The sequence below is a fragment of the Chryseobacterium arachidis genome (genome assembly GCF_900129245.1).
Lineage (GTDB): Bacteria > Bacteroidota > Bacteroidia > Flavobacteriales > Weeksellaceae > Chryseobacterium > Chryseobacterium arachidis.
Genome location: NZ_FQUT01000007.1, coordinates 193,070 through 211,340, shown reverse-complemented (window position 1 = coordinate 211,340; position 18,271 = coordinate 193,070). Strand labels below are relative to the sequence as shown.

The window sequence follows — 18,271 nt, the reverse complement described above, 5'->3', positions numbered from 1 at the left end:
CTGTAAACTCGTTTACAGAATGTTTGCCGTTGTAAAAAGAGAAGAACCTTTCGTAAATTTAGTGAGATATAATTTGCATATGTCTTAGAATACACAATGTTCCCATCGATGTTACAAATATTCTGCTATTTTCTTTAATTTTATTATGAAAATTAAATTGAGCGATTTGGGATATATTCGTGAAATTAGTGTTTAACTTACAAATAATTTTTCCCCACAAAAATCAGCAAATCCCCTTTTTCATATTTGATAGAAACCTCATCTTCTATAGCAAAGTTTCTTGTTCCGATTCTTGAAGTAATACTTAAATTCCCATTGATTAACGGCCAATTCAAACCTTTTGTCGTAATATTTTCAACTGCCGGAAAAGGATATAGTGAAATCATTTTGTCTTTAACACCTTTTACAATGAAATTTTTCGGAACAAAATAATATTCAGAAAAATCGTCATAAAACTTTATGTTTAACTGATCCTTAAATCCAAAAGCTACGGTGAGATTTCCTAAAAAATGATCTTGTTCACCGCCACTTCCACCTAAAACATCCACATTTGTAAAGCCTTTTTCAATAATAATTTCCAAGGCTTTATGAAAATCCGTTTTATCCTGATCGGGGGTGTAAATGAATTTTTCTTCATAAATATTTTCATCTTTCCCCGAATGCGAATCGAAATCACCGGAAATAAAATCTAACGTATTCAATGGGAAATTCAGATTTTTCAAATAATGAAAAGCACCGTCTGTACAGGCAATTAAGCCATATTCGTCTGGGTTCGGAAAAGATTTTGGAGCATCTCCGTTGATGAAAAGCAATACTTTATCGTTCATTCGGATTCCAATATTCTTCCGGTTCGTTATTGATTTTCGAGATATATCTTGCTAAAACAAAAAGATAATCTGAAAGTCTGTTCAAGTATTTAATCAACTCAGGACGAACTTCTTCCGATTCGTTTAAGAAAACCAAAGAACGCTCTGCTCTTCTGCAAATTGTACGTGCTGCATGCAAAAATGTTGCAGGTTTTCCACCTCCGGGAAGAATGAAATATTGAAGCGGCTCTACTTTTTCATCAAAAGCATCCATCCAGTTTTCAAGCTCTTCGATTTCTATCTCTGAAATTACCAATGGTAAACGCGATTTTCCGTTTGCCAACATTAATTTATCCACTGGTGTTGCCGCTTCAGAGCCCACCGTAAATAAATCGAACTGGATTTTTTTTAATTGTCTTAAAACTTCCTCATTCTCAATATGGCTTTTGGCAATTCCGATGAATGAATTCAGTTCGTCTATATTTCCGTAGCTGTCGACTCTTGCACTCGCTTTTGAAACTCTCGTTCCGCCGTACAACGCAGTCTGACCTTTATCGCCTGTTTTTGTGTAAATTTTCATTCTACTAAATTAGTTTTTTTTGAAGAATGTGAAAAGGATTGATGATTTTTTGACTTGGAAAAACAATTTTATAACTCAAGAAAAAATCAAATGGGAGAGGAGAACTTGTTATTTTTTAATCTACAGAATATTCTGTAATTCTTTCTGACCAATTTAATTCTTCCGGTAATTCCAGATCAGAGAATTCGATGTGGATAACTCTTCTTTTCTTCCCATTGGTAGTCCTGTTGGATCCATGAAGCAGCAATGGTTTCATGATCATTATACCACCTTTTTCTACGCTGCATATTTCTTCGGTTTCTACTGTCCAATCGATGGTTTCGGGTCTATAGATTCCTTTAGAATGAGACTTTGGAACAACCTTTAAAGCGCGGTTGTTTTCATCGGTATCGTCCAAATGAATTCTTATGGTGAAAATATTTTCAAGAATATCCAGAGGAGGCTGAACGGCAAACTGATTTTGTTTGGTTGTCCACGGACCAAAATTTTCCAGTTCTAATTTTTGTCTACAGAAATCGTCAGATCCTGATGGTAAGCCACGTACCAGTTTGATTTTTCAGGCTTATCAAAATAAATGCTTTTCACCGCAAAATATTTTTCACCAAAAATTTCTTTAATAATCTTTTTAATATTTTCATTAAAAACGACCTTCCTCACTTCGGGAATTTCCTTTAGAAACTGCCGTATAGCAAATAAATCTTCTGATTTTCTGAAAGTATCCTTCGAAGTGTCAATATTCTGAATGATATCACTGATCTTTTGAATTTCTTCCACTGAAAAAATTTGGTTGATAACAGTAAAACCGTTTTCTGTAATTGAGTTTTTATGATGTTGTAAATTCATTTGATGGTTCTGAATCTATTTTTAGCACAAAGATCGCAAAGAATTTCTTTAAATGATAGAAAATATTTTTAGTTAACGAAGACGTCCAACTTAGCAAATGATAACTGTACTAAATGAATTAACAAAAAAATAAATGGTCAATAATGAAGATTAAAATTCACTATCGACCATTCACTAGCCCAGGCTAAATTGACTTTTACATTTTCCCTCCATGATTTTCCAATTGTCCTTCCCATTTGGAAACGGCTGAAGTTGCCAGTGCATTTCCAAGGACGTTGGTCATACTTCTTCCCATATCACAGAAGTGGTCGATCGGTAGAATTAAGGCAATTCCTTCCGGCGGAATCCCAAACATAGAACAGGTTGCTACGATGATAACTAAAGAAGCTCTGGGAACTCCTGCAATTCCTTTTGAAGTTAACATTAATACCAAAAGCATGGTGATCTGCTGTCCTACAGTCATTTCAATACCGTAAATCTGAGCGATGAAAATAGATGCAAAGGTCATATACATCATACTTCCGTCCAGATTGAATGAATATCCTAACGGTAAAATAAAAGATACCACTCTGTTATTACACCCGAATCTTTCCAGTTCTTCTACTAATTTAGGAAAAACCGCTTCCGAACTTGTAGTGGAGAACGCTATTAATAAAGGTTCTTTAATTCTTCTTAGTAATTCGAATAGGCGATTCCCTAAGATTAAATATCCTACTAATAAAAGAGCCAGCCATAGAATTCCTAATGCAAAAAAGAAATCTCTTAAATAAATGGCGTAAACTTTAAATATTTCAAATCCGTTGGTGGCAACCACTGCAGCAATAGCTCCCAGTACTCCAAGCGGTGCAAACCACATGATATATCCTACCATTTTCAGGATTCCGTGAGCAATGATGTCGAATAGTTTGATGACAGGTTGAGAATATTCTTCTCCCATATTCGCCAAAGCAATTCCGAACATGATAGAGAACACTACGATTTGTAAAACTTCATTGGTGGCAAAAGCTTCAAAAATACTTTTAGGAATGATATGTTTTACAAAATCTTCCATTGAAAATCCTTTACTGCTTTTCAGCAATTCTTCTGCAGAAGCCGCATCCTGAATCGGTAATTGGGTAACATGACCTGGCTCCAGCCAGTTAACTAACATCAAACCGATAAAAAGTGAAACCAAAGAGGCGGAAATAAACCACAGCATTGCTTTTGTTCCCACTCTTCCGATCATTTTTATATCGCTCATTTTAGCAATACCCACCACCAAAGTTGTAAAAACCAATGGTGCAATAATCATCTGAACCAAACGGATAAACACCGTTCCCAGAAGTTTTATATTTTTAGAAAAAGGTTCTGCACTTTCCGGATATTGTAGATGAACATATCCGCCAATACCAACACCTACGATGAGTGCAATAACAATAGCTATAAATAGTTTATTTTGTCCTTTCATAAAGATAATTCAAGTTCCGCAAATATAATATTTTTACAATTGGTTCAAGATTTCATTTTACACAGGATTAATTTTATGTTAAATTAATCTTTATCCAGAATTAATTATCTGATTGATAAAATATTATATAGAATTTTATCGGAAAATATTTTTTATTTATTGTTTTGGTATAGATTTTATTATTACATTTACTCGTATTAACAAATTAAAAAAATATCAACTATGAAAAAAACTATCGCAATGGCTGCATTGGCTGTAGCTGTATCTTTCGGGGCTGTTTCGTGTAAGAAGAAAGTTTCTGATGCTGATCTTCAAACACAGGCTACTACAATTGTGGTATCTAACCCTAATGCTTCTGTAGAAGTAAAAGAAGGTGTTGCTCACTTAAGCGGGACTTTTGAGACTAAAGAAGCAAAAGATGCAATGATCAAGCAACTGAAAGCCATTAACGGTGTAAAAGATGTAATGGATATGGCTAGTGTTGCGCCTGCAACTCCAGCTCCGGCTCCGGTAGAAACTACTTCGGCGGTTGCTCCTGAAGTTCAGCAAAAAGTAAAAGATGCTGTTAAGGATTTCCCTTCTGTAAAAGTGGAAGTGGTAAACGGAGAGCTTACCCTTACGGGAGACGTTTCTTCTGCTGATGCAAGAAAAATCAAAGAATCTATCGATGCCCTTAAAATTGGTAAGTACAATAATAAATTAACCGTAAAGTAATCCGATATGAGCACATTACAAGATAAATATTCAAGCGTAGTTTCTGCCGCTCAGTCTGCAGGAATTTCTAATCTACAGGTTCAGGAGCAGGATGGAATTCTTTATGTTTCGGGAAGTGCTTCCAATACTGCTGCAAAAGATGCCGTTTGGAATGCTTTAGGCGCTATCGATTCTACTTATTCTGCTTCAGATATCAATATCGATGTACAGGTTTCTGGTCTTGCTGCGGGCGCTGCGCTTACAGTGGCAACGGAGGAATCTAACCTGAATATCAGACAAGAGCCTTCTACAGAAGCTGCTGTGGTAGGTAAAGCGGCAAAAGGTGCTTCGGTAACATTGATTGAACAGACTTCTGATGACTGGTGGAAAGTGAAAACTGACGACGGGCAGGAAGGTTATGCATACTCAAGATATTTGAGAGCTTAATTCGAAAGAATTTAACATTATTTAAAATATGAGCATCCCTATTCAGGGATGTTTTTTTATATTTTAGCGCCTTCAAAAAACATGGAATGAAGAAAATTTTATGGCTGCTGATATTTCTATTTAATTGTTTACTGCTGAATGCACAAAAATTCAGTGTCAACGGAAAAGTGGCAGATTTTGAAAAGAAGCCTGTGGAAAATGCTACCGTTTATCTGTTAAAACAAAAAGATTCGGCCGTTATTAATTATTCCACTACTGATAAAGAAGGGAAATTTTCATTAAAAACAAACGAAATTAATGAGCCGTCAGTATTAAAAATTGATGCCGATAAACTGATTCCTTATTCCAAAATATTTGATAAAATCAACCAATCTATAGAATTGGGAAGTATTGAGCTTGATAAAAGTAAGGTAACGGATATTGAAGAGGTTAAAATAACAGTTTCTCCCGTAAAAATTAAGAAAGATACGATTGAGTTTAATGCTGCTGCGATTAAAGTTCGTCCCGACAGCAATATTGATGAATTGTTGAAAAATATCAATGGCGTGGAAATCGATAACGACGGAAAAATTACTGTTAACGGAAAAAGTGTCGATCAGATAATGATTAACGGCAAGCCTTTTTTTGATAAAGAAGGAAAAATTGCCTTAAAAAATATTCCTGCAGAGATCATTAAAAATATTCAGTTTACACCAACAAAAACCAAAGAAGAAGAATTTACCGGAAAAACACCTAAATCTGAAAATACAACCATTAACTTTACCATTGACGAAAAGAAAAACAAAGGGTTGCTTTCAAGGGTCAAAGTGGGCTATGGTTCTGATAAAAGATACGACGGAAGTGCATTTTTAAATTATTTTAAAGAGAAAACCAGTATAAGCCTCATCGCTTCGTCCAATAATATCAATTCGCAAGGCGGATCGGATGATGACTCGGACAGCTCAAGAAGGAATTCTTCAGGTGGAACTCCTATGAACGGACTTCAGAAATCGACGACAGTCGGGGTAAACTACAGAGATCAGCTGAGTAAGGAAATCGACATCGAGTCGCTGGGGCTCACCCGTACCCATACCAATCTGGAAACGGCTTCAAAAATTTTGAAAACCACTTTTCTTTCTGATTATAACCTGAAAACCCAATCGGAAAATCAAGGGGAAAACGATACCGAGCAGTATAACTTTAACACCTCGCTGAAAATAAAACCGGATACTTTAAGTGTTATTTATTTTTCACCATCATTTTCGCATGCCAAAACCACCAATTTTAGAAATTCAAAATCGATTAATTTCAGAGATGATTTACTTTTGAATGAAAGTCAGTCTTCAGCACAATCTGAAGCAGAAAGTAATAATTTCGGTTCCTTTCTTCATTATTCAAGAAAATTCAGAAAAAAAGGAAGATTTTTCGATACTAATCTGAATACTTCTATCAGCGAAAACAACAATAAAAGTCTTACGAATTCCCAGACACTTTTCTATATTGAAGACGGAACGGAGGATATTAATAAAAGAGACCTGAGAAATCAATTAAGCAGAACAAAATCGCAAAGCAGTAATTATTTTTTCAGTACAAAATATACCGAGCCTATCTCGGATTCACTAAATATAAGTTTCGGAGTGAATTACAATTCGAGGAGTTCCGTTAATGAAAGAATTGTCAATGATTTTGATGAAATCACGGGGCAGTATTCTCAGTACAATCTTCCTTTGTCCAACAGTTCTGAAGAACAAAACAATCAGTTTTCTCCACAGTTGAATATTGAACTAACAAAACAGAAATTCAATGCATGGCTCAATACAAATGTAGATTTTATAGACCTTACTTACCGTTCGGTTTTTAATGGAGAACATTATGAGCTGCAGAGAAATTTTACTCTTCCTGATTATAATGCAGGGTTACAATACAGGTTTTCTAAGACTTCAAGACTAAATATCAATAATTCCGGAAACTTCAGTATTCCTTCGGCGTCGAGGCTTATTCCTTATGTGGATACTTCCAATCCGCTGATAACCTATACAGGAAATCCTGATCTTAAAAATTCCTGGATCAACAGAACGAGCGTTTACTTCAGTAATTTCAATGTCCCGAAAAACATGAATTATTATGTAAGTTTGGTTTTCAGCTACAATCATAATGATACCACCAATTTTTCCTATTATGATGATTTTGGAAAACAATCTGTAGGATATGCCAACATCAGCGGGAATAAAACGGCAAGTATTTCCAGTGGTTTCGGCAAAACTTTTAAGTGGGGAAACAATAAATTAGCCATTAATCCGAGAACAAGTTTAAATTACAGATACAACCGCGGATTTATCGATGGGCAGATGTTTACCGGCAATTCTTACGTATTCAGCCCCGGGATTAATCTGACGTATGACAGAAAGGATAAAATTATTGTAAAACCTTCTTACAGCATTACGTATTCTTTTTCAGATTATGAAAATTACAGAGTACAAAGCATTAAGAATACATACCAGACTTTTAGGCTTGATCTCACCAATTATTTCTTAAAAACGAATTTGATTCTAGAAAATGATTTTCAGTACAATACGAGTTCCAATATTGCTCCCGGTTTCAAAAGAGATTTTTATTTCCTGAATACGGGTGTAGGATATTCTTTCTATAAGAAACAGTTTACGGCAAGAGTGAAGGTTTATGATATTTTAAACCAGAACCAAAGTGTAAGAAGAACGATCTCTGCTTCGTATGTAGAAGATCGTGAAGATCTGATCTTGAAAAGATATGTCATGTTTTCTTTAACGATGAAACTAAATAAGTTTGCAGGGAAAAAGATGTAGAAATTCATCTGAACAAAAACAATAACCGGAGAAATTTTCCGGTTATTTTGCTTTTTCATTCAGGTTCGCTGGCCTCTTTCTTTTTGGCTGTTGAAGACTGTTTTGCGGCCTTCACCAATTCATTAGTTTCATTGTAGATCTCTTTCCATTCTGCAACATCCTTCATGGCTGTAAGAAAATTGATATAAGATCTCAAAGTATTTTCTAAAGTTCGTCGGACAGAAGAGGCGCTCGGCATCTGTCGCAGTCCTGCATTTGCTTTTGCCTGTTCCTGAAAAATTTCTTCAAAATAAACCTGTTTTGTCTTCATCTCAGAAAAAGCGGTGGATAGATGCAGATTGGCAATTTTCTGTACATTGGCAGGAAGTTCCAGAGCTTCAATCAGTTTTTTCATCTGTGCCGTTTGCGAAGAATAGCTCAGCCTGTCGAGATCCAGCCCAAACTGTACAAAAACTTGATAGAGATCCTCAGCATCCTTAACATTCGGGACAGAAGCAACCTGCCGATATCCGTTTAAAAAAGCTTTCAGAGAACTGTAAGCCATATCCCTTTCATGGTCTGCCACAGCTACATCTTTTCCTTTTCCGCTGAAAGTCTGTTTAGTATAAACCTCATCGTAGCCGGCATATTGGGCAGTAAGTTCTGTGATAAGAGGATGATTGTTGAGAATGGGGTGTTTTCCTGAATTGGAAGTTTGAATAATCCTTTGGCTTAAAGTTGCTAAATCTTTAATTTTTAGTTCTGATAATGTGATTTTCATAACTTAAATGTGTTTTTATTAATGATTATTTTGAATTCATTGAAATCAAATATAAATATTTTACCATTTAAATACAAATACCTCTGTTTGAATTAAAAAAGTTTTCTGTGAGAATACAAATACCCCTGTTTTACCTAAAACAGATTTCTGTGAAAGGGTAAATAAGCATGTCTTAATTAAAACAGAAATCTGTAAGAGTACAAACAATATTGTTTTAACTAAAACAGGAATATGTGAAGATTAAGCTGAGATGTTTTGAAGCTAAGAGTTTTTCACACGCTAACGCGAGCATCCTGCTATGTCATTTAAAAGATCAGACCGAAAGAAATTTCCGGGTCTTTTTTTGTTTTTTGAAAGAAAAATTTTATTTCTACATTAGCGGCAAATTTTATATAATGAAGATTCATTTTTCAATTCTGTTTATTTTGTGCGTTATTTTCGGAAATGCACAGAACAACCAACAGCCGGCGGATACTTTTGTGAAAGACAATTTTACCAAGAAAGAATTCTATATTACGATGAGGGATGGGGTAAAGCTTTTTACAATTGCCTATATCCCGAAAGATATTTCCGGTAAGAATAAATATCCTTTCCTGATGCAGAGAACCTGCTACAGCATTGCACCTTATGGTGAAAATGAATACAGGACGAAACTTGGCCCGAACCAGTTTTTAATGAAGGATAAATACATTTTTGTGTTTCAGGATGTTCGGGGAAGATATATGAGCGAAGGAACTTTCACCAATATGACTCCACAGGTAGACAGAAAAACGAAGAAAGATGTTGATGAAAGCACAGATACATATGATACGGTAGATTGGCTGGTTAAAAACATCAAAGACAATAACGGAAAAGTAGGGCAGTACGGAACTTCTTATCCCGGGTTTTATACGGCGGTAGGTGTTTTGGCACAGCATCCGGCTTTGGTGGCGTCTTCCCCGCAGGCTCCGATTTCAGATTTCTGGAATGACGATTTTCTTCACAACGGAAGATTTATGATGGGATATTTCAGAACATTCCCGGTTTTCGGTGTTCAGAAAACAAAACCTGAAACCAAGGCATGGTACACAGATTCTATGATAAAAGTAACTTCTGAGGACGGCCTGAAATTCTACAGGGATATGGGAACATTAAAGGACGGCTACGAAAAATATTATAAGGATAATTTCTTCATGACAGAAATTATGAACCATACCAACTACGACGAATTCTGGCAGAAAAGAAGCCTTCTGCCTCATCTTAAAAATGTAAATCATGCAGTAATGACTGTCGGAGGATGGTTTGATGCAGAAGATCTTTCCGGCCCTTTGAATATCTATAAAACGATAGAGAAGACAAGCCCGAAAGCAAAAAATACCATTGTAATGGGACCATTTTCACATGGTGGCTGGGGAAGAGAAGAAGGAAAACATTTCCATAACCAGATCTATTTCGGAGACAGCATTGCAACGTATTACCAGAAAAATATAGAGACGAAATTTTTTAATCATTATTTAAAAGGAAATGCAAAGCAGGATGCAGGTTTACCGGAAGCGTTGATGTATGACACCGGAGCAAAACAATGGAGAGAATTTGCAACGTACCCTCCAAAAGAAGCTAAAAAAGTAAATTTTTATCTGTCCGACGGTACATTGAAAAATTCGGCAGGGCAGGGCTCATCAGAATATTACAGCGATCCGAACAATCCGGTTTTAAGCTCCGATAATCTGAAAGATTTCAACGGATTTACCCCAAGAAATTATATGTCGGAAGATCAGAGATTTGCAGAAGGAAGACCGGATGTTTTAACCTTTACAACAGAAGCTTTAACGGAAGACATGACTTTTGCTGGAGAGATTATGGCTAAATTAAATATCGCTTCCACTTCTACAGACGCTGATTTTGCGGTGAAATTAATCGATGTATATCCTGAAGATTTTAAACCTGCTGAAAAAAAAGAAGGGGTGATCTACGGAAATTATCATCAGATGGTAAGAAGTGAAATTATGCCGGCAAGATTCAGAAATTCGAGAGAAAAAGCTGAAGCATTAATCCCAAACCAAAAAACTGCTGTGAATTTCAAATTGCAGGACGTGGTTCACACTTTTAAGAAAGGACATAAAATCCAGATTCAGATTTCTTCGACCTGGTTCCCTTTGTTTGCCATCAATCCACAGAAATTCCTGGATAATCCGAATTTTGCAACGAAGGAAGACTATACCAAAGCGTTTGTTAAAGTTTTTAATGACAGCGCTATTGAAGTTGAAGTTTTAAAATAATCTATTTGATATAATAAAAAAGCGGCAGCTCCGAAGGAGCTGCCGCTTTTTTATGAGTAATTAATTTATTTAACAGAAATTTCGTCGATAAAGATATAAGCATCGCCACCAGCTCCCTGATGCCACTCCAGAAGTTTCCCGAAATGGTAGGCTTTCACTTTTACGTATCTCGCCTGTGTAGGAAGAACTTCTGTTGAGAAATCTTTTACCTGAACTGTTTCATCTTTCGGATCCAAAGTATTTTCCACTGTTTTTAGCAACACAAAATCTTTACCGTTGTTGGAAACATAATATTCCACTTTTTTAGGCATTAAGATCCAGGCTCTGCTGTCCTGAAGATAGGTTGAAGACAATTTCGTAAACTGTTGAGGAGATTTCATATCAATAATTGCTTCAAAAGTCTGTCCCTGATAACCCAGCCATTCGCCTTTTCTCCAGTTGGCATCGCCGTTGATACCGTCAATTAAAGACAGTTTTCCGCTTGCAGTGTATTGTGGAGTAGGTGTGGAATTTACCGTAATATCCCAATTATTAGGTCTTCTGTTGAAATTTGCCGTTACAATCGAACTTTTTTCTCCATTTCTTTCCGCATATGCAGAAACCTGGGTAGTTTTTGTAATGGTAAAAGGTCCTTTATAAGCCGTAAACATTTTTCTCACATTTGCATCACCTTCATCCAAAGTCATATAATAGATTTTGTCATCGGGATTCAATGCAGTGATCTCAACTTTTGTATTTAAATCGAAAATTCTTGCTGCAGCAATAACTGGAGTTGCCGTTAATTCATCATATTTAAAATCTTTGAACGATTTTGCATTTTCAAAGCCAAGTTTTTTAAGCTCTTCTCTGCCTGTATTTTTGGTAATCGTTCTTGTGGTTCCGTCTTCCAGGTGAATCTTAACCTCATCAAAATAAGGTTTTGTAGTCTGCCATTCAGGTAATCCTGGAGTTACGGCGTAAATCCCCAAAGTGCTTAAAATATACCATGCACTCATCTGTCCGCAGTCTTCGTTTCCGATTAATCCGTCCGGTGCATTTTTGTAATAATTATCAAGGATAAATTTAATTTTTGCGTCCGTTTTTTCAGGTTTTCCGACGTAGTTATAAAGATAAGCGATGTGGTGACTTGGCTCGTTTCCTTGAGCATATTGACCAATCAAACCTGTGATATCTACCTGTTCTCTTCCTGTAGTTTTATCAGGCGCAGAGAAAATAGCATCAATAAACTGTTCGAATTTTTCTTTTCCTCCATGAGCTGTGATCAATCCCGGAATATCCTGCTGAACAGAATATGAATAATGCCACGAATTTCCTTCCGTATAATTATTGTTAACTTCCCTCGGTTCAAATGGTTCGTACCAGTTTCCGTTTTTTCTAGGCTGCATGAATCCGTTTTTTGGATTATAAAGATTCTTCCAGTTTTGAGAACGTTTCATGAAATACTGATAATCTTCTTTCTTGCCTAAAATTTTAGCCATTTGAGCGATACACCAATCATCGTAAGCATATTCTACTGTTTTTGAAACACTTTCATGTTCGTCATCAATTGCAATGTAATTATTTTGTTTGTAAGCATTTAATCCAAAAATATCCAGCATGGCCGAATTTTTAGAAGCCTCAAAAGCTTTTTCATAATCAAAACCTGTGATTCCTTTTGCCATGGCATCTGCAATGACGGAAACAGCGTGATAACCGATCATACATTCTGTTTCGTTGGAAGCCAGTTCCCAAACCGGAAGTTTTCCGCCCTGTTCATATTGTTTAATGAAGGTATTGACGAAATCTGCCGTTCTTTTTCTGTCAATTAAAGACATCAAAGGATGCGCTCCTCTGAAAGTATCCCAAAGTGAGAAAACAGAGTAATAATCGAATCCGTTGGCCATGTAAAATTTATTGTCACGACCTCTGTATTTACCATCAACGTCCATATTGATATTCGGTTGCGTGAAAACGTGATACATTGCGGTGTAGAAAACTGTTAGTTTATCTTTATCGGAAGATTTAACTTCAATTTTTGATAATTCTTTGTCCCAATCTGCAACAGCCTGTTTTTGGATCGATGTAAAATCGTTAGATTTTCCTTCAGCCAACATGTTTTTTGCTGCCCCTTCGTAACCTGTCGGAGAAATTGCCACTTTCACATTGATCTTTTCTCCTTTTTTTACATTTGCGGAAAATGCCAAAGCCAGCTTTGTTCCTGTAAAATGATCGTTTTCATCTTTTCCGTTCACCAGTTTCTTTGAAATTTTCATTGGTTTTGAAAACTCGATTCTTGCGTAAATGTATTGATTGGTCGCCCAAGCTTCACTTCTACGGAAAACCTCAATGGTTTTGCTGTCAATAACCTTTACTTCACCCTCCAGCAATTTATCTCTGTGGTTTAAATCTAAAATAATATTCGCATTTCCCGCATTGTTAAAAGTATATTCGTGATAACCGACTCTTTTGGTGGTTGTCAGTCGAACATCAATATTATTTTTGTCTAATTTAACAGAATAGAATCCTGCCGTAGCTTTTTCGTTCTTGTGAGAAAATTTTGATGAATAATCTTTGTTATTCAGACTCGGATTTCCCATTGTTGGCATCAGCATAATGTCACCGTAATCCGAAACTCCCGTTCCGTTAAGATGTGTATGAGAAAATCCGTAGATCACCGAATCGGAATAATGATAACCGCTGCATCCATCCCAGCTTCCGTCGATTCTTGTATCGGGTGAAAGCTGAACCATTCCGAACGGAACGATTGCCCCCGGAAATGTGTGCCCATGACCGCCTGTTCCTATGAAGGGATTTACATATTGCGAATAATTCTGGGCTTGTAAACAAAGGGAAGTGAGAAAAAAAAGTAAGATGAATTTTTTAGAGTTCATTAGTTTGTTTGATGTAATTTTTACTTGATATAGATGGTAACAAAACTAACAAAATTTCATTAAATAGAATGATGAAGGAATTTGAGTAACATAATATTGAAAAATAAATAGTTACGAGATTGAATATGCCAGAAAAAGATGAACTGAGATTTCCCAATTTACAATAAAATTCAGTTATGCAAAAGAAAATATCTATCAGTCTCTTTACTTATTCTAAATAGCTAAAAATTACGTAAATTTGTAAACAATTTATTTAGTTTATGTTGACGAAAGAAAAGGTACAAGGTTTCCTTAAAGAGATAGAAGTGGATGATTTGGTGAATAATCTTCAGATAATGGGCAATGATGTGTATATCGACATGACCGCTCATTCACCGGCAATGCACGAAAAGAAAAAGCTTGAAGCTGCAATGAAGCAGGCTTTTGCAAGCGAATTTGGTGAAGATATCAATCTTAAGCTGAAGATAGTTTCTCCGGAACCCAGTGAAATTCAGCAAAGCCAAATCAAAGGAAAACAAATTCCGGGAATTCAAAATATTATTGCCATTGCTTCGGGAAAAGGAGGAGTTGGTAAGTCTACAGTTTCTGCAAATATGGCAGTAACTTTAGCAAAAATGGGCTTTAAAGTTGGATTGTTGGATGCTGATATTTACGGTCCTTCAGTGCCTACCATGTTCGATACAGAAGGTGAAAAACCGATTTCTGTAGAAGTAAACGGTAAAAACCTGATGAAACCTATTGAAAATTACGGCGTAAAAATGCTTTCGATAGGATATTTTTCAGGAGCCAATCAGGCAGTGGTTTGGAGAGGTCCGATGGCTTCAAAAGCTTTGAACCAGATGATCAGAGATGCAGCTTGGGGAGAACTGGACTTTTTACTGATCGATCTTCCTCCTGGAACGGGTGATATTCACTTATCGATCATTCAGGAAGTTCCTGTGACAGGTGCTGTAATCGTAAGTACACCTCAACACGTGGCTTTGGCAGACGTAAGAAAAGGGATTGCGATGTTCCAGATGGAAAGTATTAACATTCCGGTTCTTGGATTAATCGAAAATATGGCGTATTTTACACCGGAAGAATTGCCAGACAATAAATATTATATCTTTGGACAACAGGGAGCACAATATTTAGCGGATGATCTTGGAATTCCTGTTTTAGGAGAAATTCCTTTAATTCAGAGCATCAGAGAAGCCGGAGATGTCGGAAGACCGGCAGCTTTGCAGGAAGGTTCTAAAATTGCAGATATTTACACAGAAACTGCCCGTAAAATGGTAGAGAGTTTGGTGGAAAGAAATAAATTTCTTCCTCCGACTGAAGCTGTAAAGATTACAACAATGGCAGGATGCTCGCCGAAAGCAAAATAATGATTTTTCAAATCTGAAAAACCGAATTGAACTGAAGAAAAAAATATGGAAACAAATATAACGCACGAAGATACAGTAACAAGAGTAATGGAAGCTCTGGAAAGCATTCGACCGTTTTTGAATAAAGACGGTGGAGATATTGAGCTTATCGATGTGAAGGATAACCTGGTTTATGTAAAACTTTTAGGAAACTGTTCCGGATGTTCATTAAATTTTTCAACCTTAAAATTAGGCGTTGAAAATACCATTAAACAACACGCGCCGGAAATTGAAAAAGTAATAAATGTAGAGTAAGAAAATTAAAAATATATTTTTTAAGGCAGATCTTTTTAAGGTCTGTCTTTTTTTGTTTATATGCTTTACTGTTTTAGCGTAAGCAAAAATTTTAAATCTCTTCATCAATTTGAAAATGGTGTATTTTTTAAACGATCTGTAATGTAGCGGATCTAACTTATAAGATGATTAGAATTGTGTGAGTTGGCATTTAAAAGTAACATATAAGAAAAATGAATTTACTTCACAGCTGAATGATCAATATAGTTCATTATAAAATAAAGATATTCCTTAAATATGATTTTCAAATTTAATTATATTTAAATCAGTTTGTTATGTAAGTGCTTTTATGTTTTTTAGTATATGTATACAAAAAAAATTATGAAATTTTTATAGTAATAATTCTACTTCGTTGTGAATATTTTATGTATTACTTTTGTAAAAAATTTGACGATGACAGGTGATGGCGTGTACTTGTAGTTTACTTTTACTATTGCATTATAAAAACGTCTCAATTTTTTAAGCTTTTGCACAAAATAAATCCAATTCCAGATTCTGATTTTTTAAGGATTAGAATAAGCGTAGGTAATATTACTGAAATCATTGATTAAAACTGTTAATCAGGTATCAATGTGGTATTTTGGTCTATTACTTGTATTGCAAATTGTAAAAACATAAAAGATTTTTTTCATTACTAAAAATGGTTGGGAATGAAACATTTTATCAAAAACTAAGGACTATGAAAAACATACTCATTGCCGACGGACATTATGTTGTGAGAACAGGTACTGCCATGGTGTTGGAATCTAAACTCCAATATCCATGTAATATAGATTTTGCGGAAACTTATCTCGAAGCGAAAGATAAAGTTTCGAAAAAGACTTATGACCTGCTGATTATCGATATTGATATCCCTCAAAGTATCTTTAAGGCAATGGTAAAGGAGCTTAAGAAAAAGCAGAAACAGCTTAAGATTTTAATTTTTTCCACATACGACGAAAATATAGGTATTCAGTATATAGAAGAAGGGGCTGCAGGCTACCTGAACAAAGGTGCTACCGAAAAGGATATCATAGTGGGAGTAACATCCATATTCGAGGAAGGATATTATTACACCATGGATATGATGAAAAAGCTGGTGACCCAATCTACCGAGCTGCATTCTGTAGAAAAGCTTTCTAAAAGAGAGTTTCAGATATTTAAATTGCTGGCTGAGGGTAACGGAAATATTGAGATTTCAAACAGCCTGAATCTTAAAATGTCTACCATCAGCACTTATAAGAAGAAAATTTTTGAAAAATTACAGATAAAAAGTGTTGTGGATCTTGTAAGAATTTATGACGATATGCATTAAAATAATAAGCCCGATGAATTTTTTCGTCGGGTTTTAATTTTATAATCATTCAATAATTTTTACTATTTAAGTGGTATCAAGCAAAGGCTGTTAATCTTCATTTTTAAGCTCTTGCATAATCATTTCTTTTACTCTTTCATCCTTCCGGTTAAGAAGTCCTTTGATAGCTTCCTGCTTATTCTGGTCGTCTTTGGAAGAACAATTTTTATACAAAATATTCCTGATTTCTTCATTATCAGTTTCAATCTGTGTTCCCAAGCCAAAAGTAGCCCAATCTTTAACTTTCTGACTTCTATCCTGTGCCAGTTTTATCAGTATTTTTATCGCTAGTTGATGATCAATTCCAAGCAATGAGAAGGTAAGTGCATATCTGATGTCTTTTGATTTTGAATTCTGAAACTGTTGCAATGCCTTAAGGTGTTTAACCTGTAAGTGTTTATTATTATGACCGATTGCAAAAAGAGCTGTACAGACAAGCTTTTCAGTGCTTGGTACTTCCAAAATTTTAAAGATTTTGTCAAATAATTCTTTGATAAAGCCTTGACGTTTTTACTTAATTGACATAAAACATCAATGCCGATCTGCTTATATTTAAAATCATCAGAATCAATTTTTTTAAAGCATTCCGAGATTAATTCACTGTTTACGGTTTTTCTTAATTCTGTAATATGATTCCAGTAGCTGTTTTCGGTTTTGGAACGATAAGCTTTTTCAATTAAATTCTTGATTCTAGAAATATCCATATCTATTTTCGGAACGCTTTGGCTAATTATAAAACTTAAAACTAAGAATTTTTTAAGCAATAAAAAAGTCTGCCGAAAGCAGACTTTTTTTTGAGGGTAACCTGAATTATAATTGTGTTTTTAGAATTCTATCTTTGTTGTTTTAAGGCTGAATTTTCAGATTCAAGCTTTTGAACTTTTATGCTAAGTTCGTCAACCTTTTTGTTAAGCTCCTGAATTGCCTTTGCCAATACAGGAACCAAAGAATCGTAATTTACCGATAGCAGTTTATCTGCATCATCAGCCTCTTTTACCACATCTGGAAGAACTTTACGGATTTCCTGTGCGATGAAGCCTATTTCTTTGGTGTTGTACTCTGTAGATTCAAGATTGTTTTTCTTTTCATAGCTCACTGGGCGAAGCTTTAAGATCACATCCAGACCATTTTCTACAGGTTTGATATTTCTTTTTAAACGGATATCGGAAGTAGGGTTGAATTCTGCAGCAGACCATTGTCCGTTGATATTTAAATAAGAAAGAGAATTTGCCAGAGTTGGAGTTCCACTCGTAAGACTGTAAAATCTGTGACCTCCATTTCCTGTTCCACGGTAATTTACATATTCATTAAAGCCAACACCTCCCTCGATAATATTCCAGCCAATAGCGGCTAAATTAGTAGTTGTAGGAAAAGTACCTCCTACCATACCGATGGATCCGAATACTTCTAATTTTGTGCGAGGGTTTGTTCCGATACCTACAGTTCCCGTAGGAGTTACTAAAACGTCGTTAGCCAGTTGGGCATTGGTTGGTGCACCTGTAACGGTATTATCTTTTGCAGAATCAATATGAAATACCCCCTGTGGATTGGATGTCTGAACACCCATTTGTGCCATCATACAGGTGGTTCCAACAGTGATCAGAAATAACGGAATAAAGAATTTTTTCATATAAAAAATATAATTAAATATGGTACTAATTGTATTAAAAAGAATACCCATGGATAGATATGATTTTAATACTAATATTTCACACTGTTAAGATATATAATTA

At 35.4% G+C, this 18,271-nt stretch carries 14 protein-coding genes and 1 pseudogene; 7 read left to right on the top strand and 8 right to left on the bottom strand.

The window, feature by feature from the left end:
• Positions 1-197: 197 nt before the first annotated feature.
• The 4 genes and pseudogenes from BUA89_RS14110 to BUA89_RS14095 form a co-directional block, all read right to left on the bottom strand.
• On the bottom strand, positions 198-827 hold the full coding sequence (locus BUA89_RS14110; RefSeq protein ID WP_072959144.1) for a thiamine diphosphokinase: 630 nt from the start codon (positions 825-827) through the stop codon (positions 198-200).
• Positions 817-1,386: a cob(I)yrinic acid a,c-diamide adenosyltransferase gene (locus BUA89_RS14105; protein WP_072959140.1), complete on the bottom strand. Its 570-nt coding sequence runs from the start codon at positions 1,384-1,386 to the stop codon at positions 817-819. Before BUA89_RS14105 ends, BUA89_RS14110 begins: the two co-directional genes overlap by 11 nt.
• A gap of 115 nt (positions 1,387-1,501) precedes the next feature.
• Positions 1,502-2,229: pseudogene (locus tag BUA89_RS14100) on the bottom strand (phytanoyl-CoA dioxygenase family protein).
• Positions 2,230-2,425: 196 nt separating this feature from the next.
• Entirely contained in the window at positions 2,426-3,676 is a 1,251-nt protein-coding gene (locus tag BUA89_RS14095) for a dicarboxylate/amino acid:cation symporter (RefSeq protein ID WP_072959136.1), read from the bottom strand.
• Positions 3,677-3,898: 222 nt separating this feature from the next.
• Between BUA89_RS14095 and BUA89_RS14090 the strand changes: the two genes are divergently transcribed.
• From BUA89_RS14090 to BUA89_RS14080, 3 genes are all read left to right on the top strand, one after another.
• Entirely contained in the window at positions 3,899-4,390 is a 492-nt protein-coding gene (locus tag BUA89_RS14090) for a BON domain-containing protein (protein WP_072959133.1), read from the top strand.
• 6 nt (positions 4,391-4,396) lie between these two features.
• Positions 4,397-4,816, top strand: a complete 420-nt coding sequence (locus BUA89_RS14085; protein WP_072959130.1) for an SH3 domain-containing protein — start codon at positions 4,397-4,399, stop codon at positions 4,814-4,816.
• Positions 4,817-4,902: 86 nt separating this feature from the next.
• Positions 4,903-7,617, top strand: a complete 2,715-nt coding sequence (locus BUA89_RS14080; protein WP_072959126.1) for a TonB-dependent receptor — start codon at positions 4,903-4,905, stop codon at positions 7,615-7,617.
• Positions 7,618-7,672: 55 nt separating this feature from the next.
• On the opposite strand, the gene BUA89_RS14075 is transcribed toward BUA89_RS14080, so the two are convergent.
• Complete coding sequence (locus BUA89_RS14075) at positions 7,673-8,377, bottom strand: DUF6261 family protein (RefSeq protein WP_072959122.1); 705 nt, start codon at positions 8,375-8,377, stop codon at positions 7,673-7,675.
• A gap of 395 nt (positions 8,378-8,772) precedes the next feature.
• On the opposite strand from BUA89_RS14075, the gene BUA89_RS14070 reads away from it, so the two are divergent.
• Positions 8,773-10,635 carry a CocE/NonD family hydrolase gene (locus BUA89_RS14070; RefSeq protein ID WP_072959119.1) on the top strand — a complete coding sequence of 621 codons (1,863 nt, stop codon included), beginning with the start codon at positions 8,773-8,775 and terminating at the stop codon, positions 10,633-10,635.
• A gap of 65 nt (positions 10,636-10,700) precedes the next feature.
• On the opposite strand, the gene BUA89_RS14065 is transcribed toward BUA89_RS14070, so the two are convergent.
• Positions 10,701-13,505, bottom strand: a complete 2,805-nt coding sequence (locus BUA89_RS14065) for a GH92 family glycosyl hydrolase (protein ID WP_072959116.1) — start codon at positions 13,503-13,505, stop codon at positions 10,701-10,703.
• Between the two features lie 260 nt (positions 13,506-13,765).
• Here BUA89_RS14065 and BUA89_RS14060 point away from each other — a divergent pair, with 260 nt between their 5' ends.
• The 3 genes from BUA89_RS14060 (at position 13,766) to BUA89_RS14050 (ending at position 16,499) form a co-directional block, all read left to right on the top strand.
• Complete coding sequence (locus BUA89_RS14060) at positions 13,766-14,872, top strand: Mrp/NBP35 family ATP-binding protein (protein ID WP_072959113.1); 1,107 nt, start codon at positions 13,766-13,768, stop codon at positions 14,870-14,872.
• A gap of 45 nt (positions 14,873-14,917) precedes the next feature.
• Complete coding sequence (locus tag BUA89_RS14055; RefSeq protein ID WP_048511181.1) at positions 14,918-15,166, top strand: NifU family protein; 249 nt, start codon at positions 14,918-14,920, stop codon at positions 15,164-15,166.
• Between the two features lie 718 nt (positions 15,167-15,884).
• Complete coding sequence (locus BUA89_RS14050) at positions 15,885-16,499, top strand: response regulator transcription factor (RefSeq protein WP_072959166.1); 615 nt, start codon at positions 15,885-15,887, stop codon at positions 16,497-16,499.
• A 90-nt stretch (positions 16,500-16,589) separates the two neighbouring features.
• On the opposite strand, the gene BUA89_RS14045 is transcribed toward BUA89_RS14050, so the two are convergent.
• A complete protein-coding gene (locus tag BUA89_RS14045; RefSeq protein ID WP_072959110.1) occupies positions 16,590-17,000 on the bottom strand; it encodes a hypothetical protein in 411 nt (136 codons plus the stop codon).
• A gap of 370 nt (positions 17,001-17,370) precedes the next feature.
• Entirely contained in the window at positions 17,371-18,168 is a 798-nt protein-coding gene (locus BUA89_RS14040) for a tail fiber domain-containing protein (RefSeq protein WP_072959107.1), read from the bottom strand.
• Positions 18,169-18,271: the final 103 nt, after the last annotated feature.

Excerpts from the sequence above, each read along its gene's own strand:
- BUA89_RS14110 (WP_072959144.1), bottom strand. The coding sequence starts at position 827 with ATGAACGATAAAGTATTGCTTTTCATCAACGGAGATGCTCCAAAATCT.
- BUA89_RS14105 (WP_072959140.1), bottom strand. The coding sequence starts at position 1,386 with ATGAAAATTTACACAAAAACAGGCGATAAAGGTCAGACTGCGTTGTAC.
- BUA89_RS14095 (WP_072959136.1), bottom strand. The coding sequence starts at position 3,676 with ATGAAAGGACAAAATAAACTATTTATAGCTATTGTTATTGCACTCATC.
- BUA89_RS14090 (WP_072959133.1), top strand. The coding sequence starts at position 3,899 with ATGAAAAAAACTATCGCAATGGCTGCATTGGCTGTAGCTGTATCTTTC.
- BUA89_RS14085 (WP_072959130.1), top strand. The coding sequence starts at position 4,397 with ATGAGCACATTACAAGATAAATATTCAAGCGTAGTTTCTGCCGCTCAG.
- BUA89_RS14080 (WP_072959126.1), top strand. The coding sequence starts at position 4,903 with ATGAAGAAAATTTTATGGCTGCTGATATTTCTATTTAATTGTTTACTG.
- BUA89_RS14075 (WP_072959122.1), bottom strand. The coding sequence starts at position 8,377 with ATGAAAATCACATTATCAGAACTAAAAATTAAAGATTTAGCAACTTTA.
- BUA89_RS14070 (WP_072959119.1), top strand. The coding sequence starts at position 8,773 with ATGAAGATTCATTTTTCAATTCTGTTTATTTTGTGCGTTATTTTCGGA.
- BUA89_RS14065 (WP_072959116.1), bottom strand. The coding sequence starts at position 13,505 with ATGAACTCTAAAAAATTCATCTTACTTTTTTTTCTCACTTCCCTTTGT.
- BUA89_RS14060 (WP_072959113.1), top strand. The coding sequence starts at position 13,766 with ATGTTGACGAAAGAAAAGGTACAAGGTTTCCTTAAAGAGATAGAAGTG.
- BUA89_RS14055 (WP_048511181.1), top strand. The coding sequence starts at position 14,918 with ATGGAAACAAATATAACGCACGAAGATACAGTAACAAGAGTAATGGAA.
- BUA89_RS14050 (WP_072959166.1), top strand. The coding sequence starts at position 15,885 with ATGAAAAACATACTCATTGCCGACGGACATTATGTTGTGAGAACAGGT.
- BUA89_RS14040 (WP_072959107.1), bottom strand. The coding sequence starts at position 18,168 with ATGAAAAAATTCTTTATTCCGTTATTTCTGATCACTGTTGGAACCACC.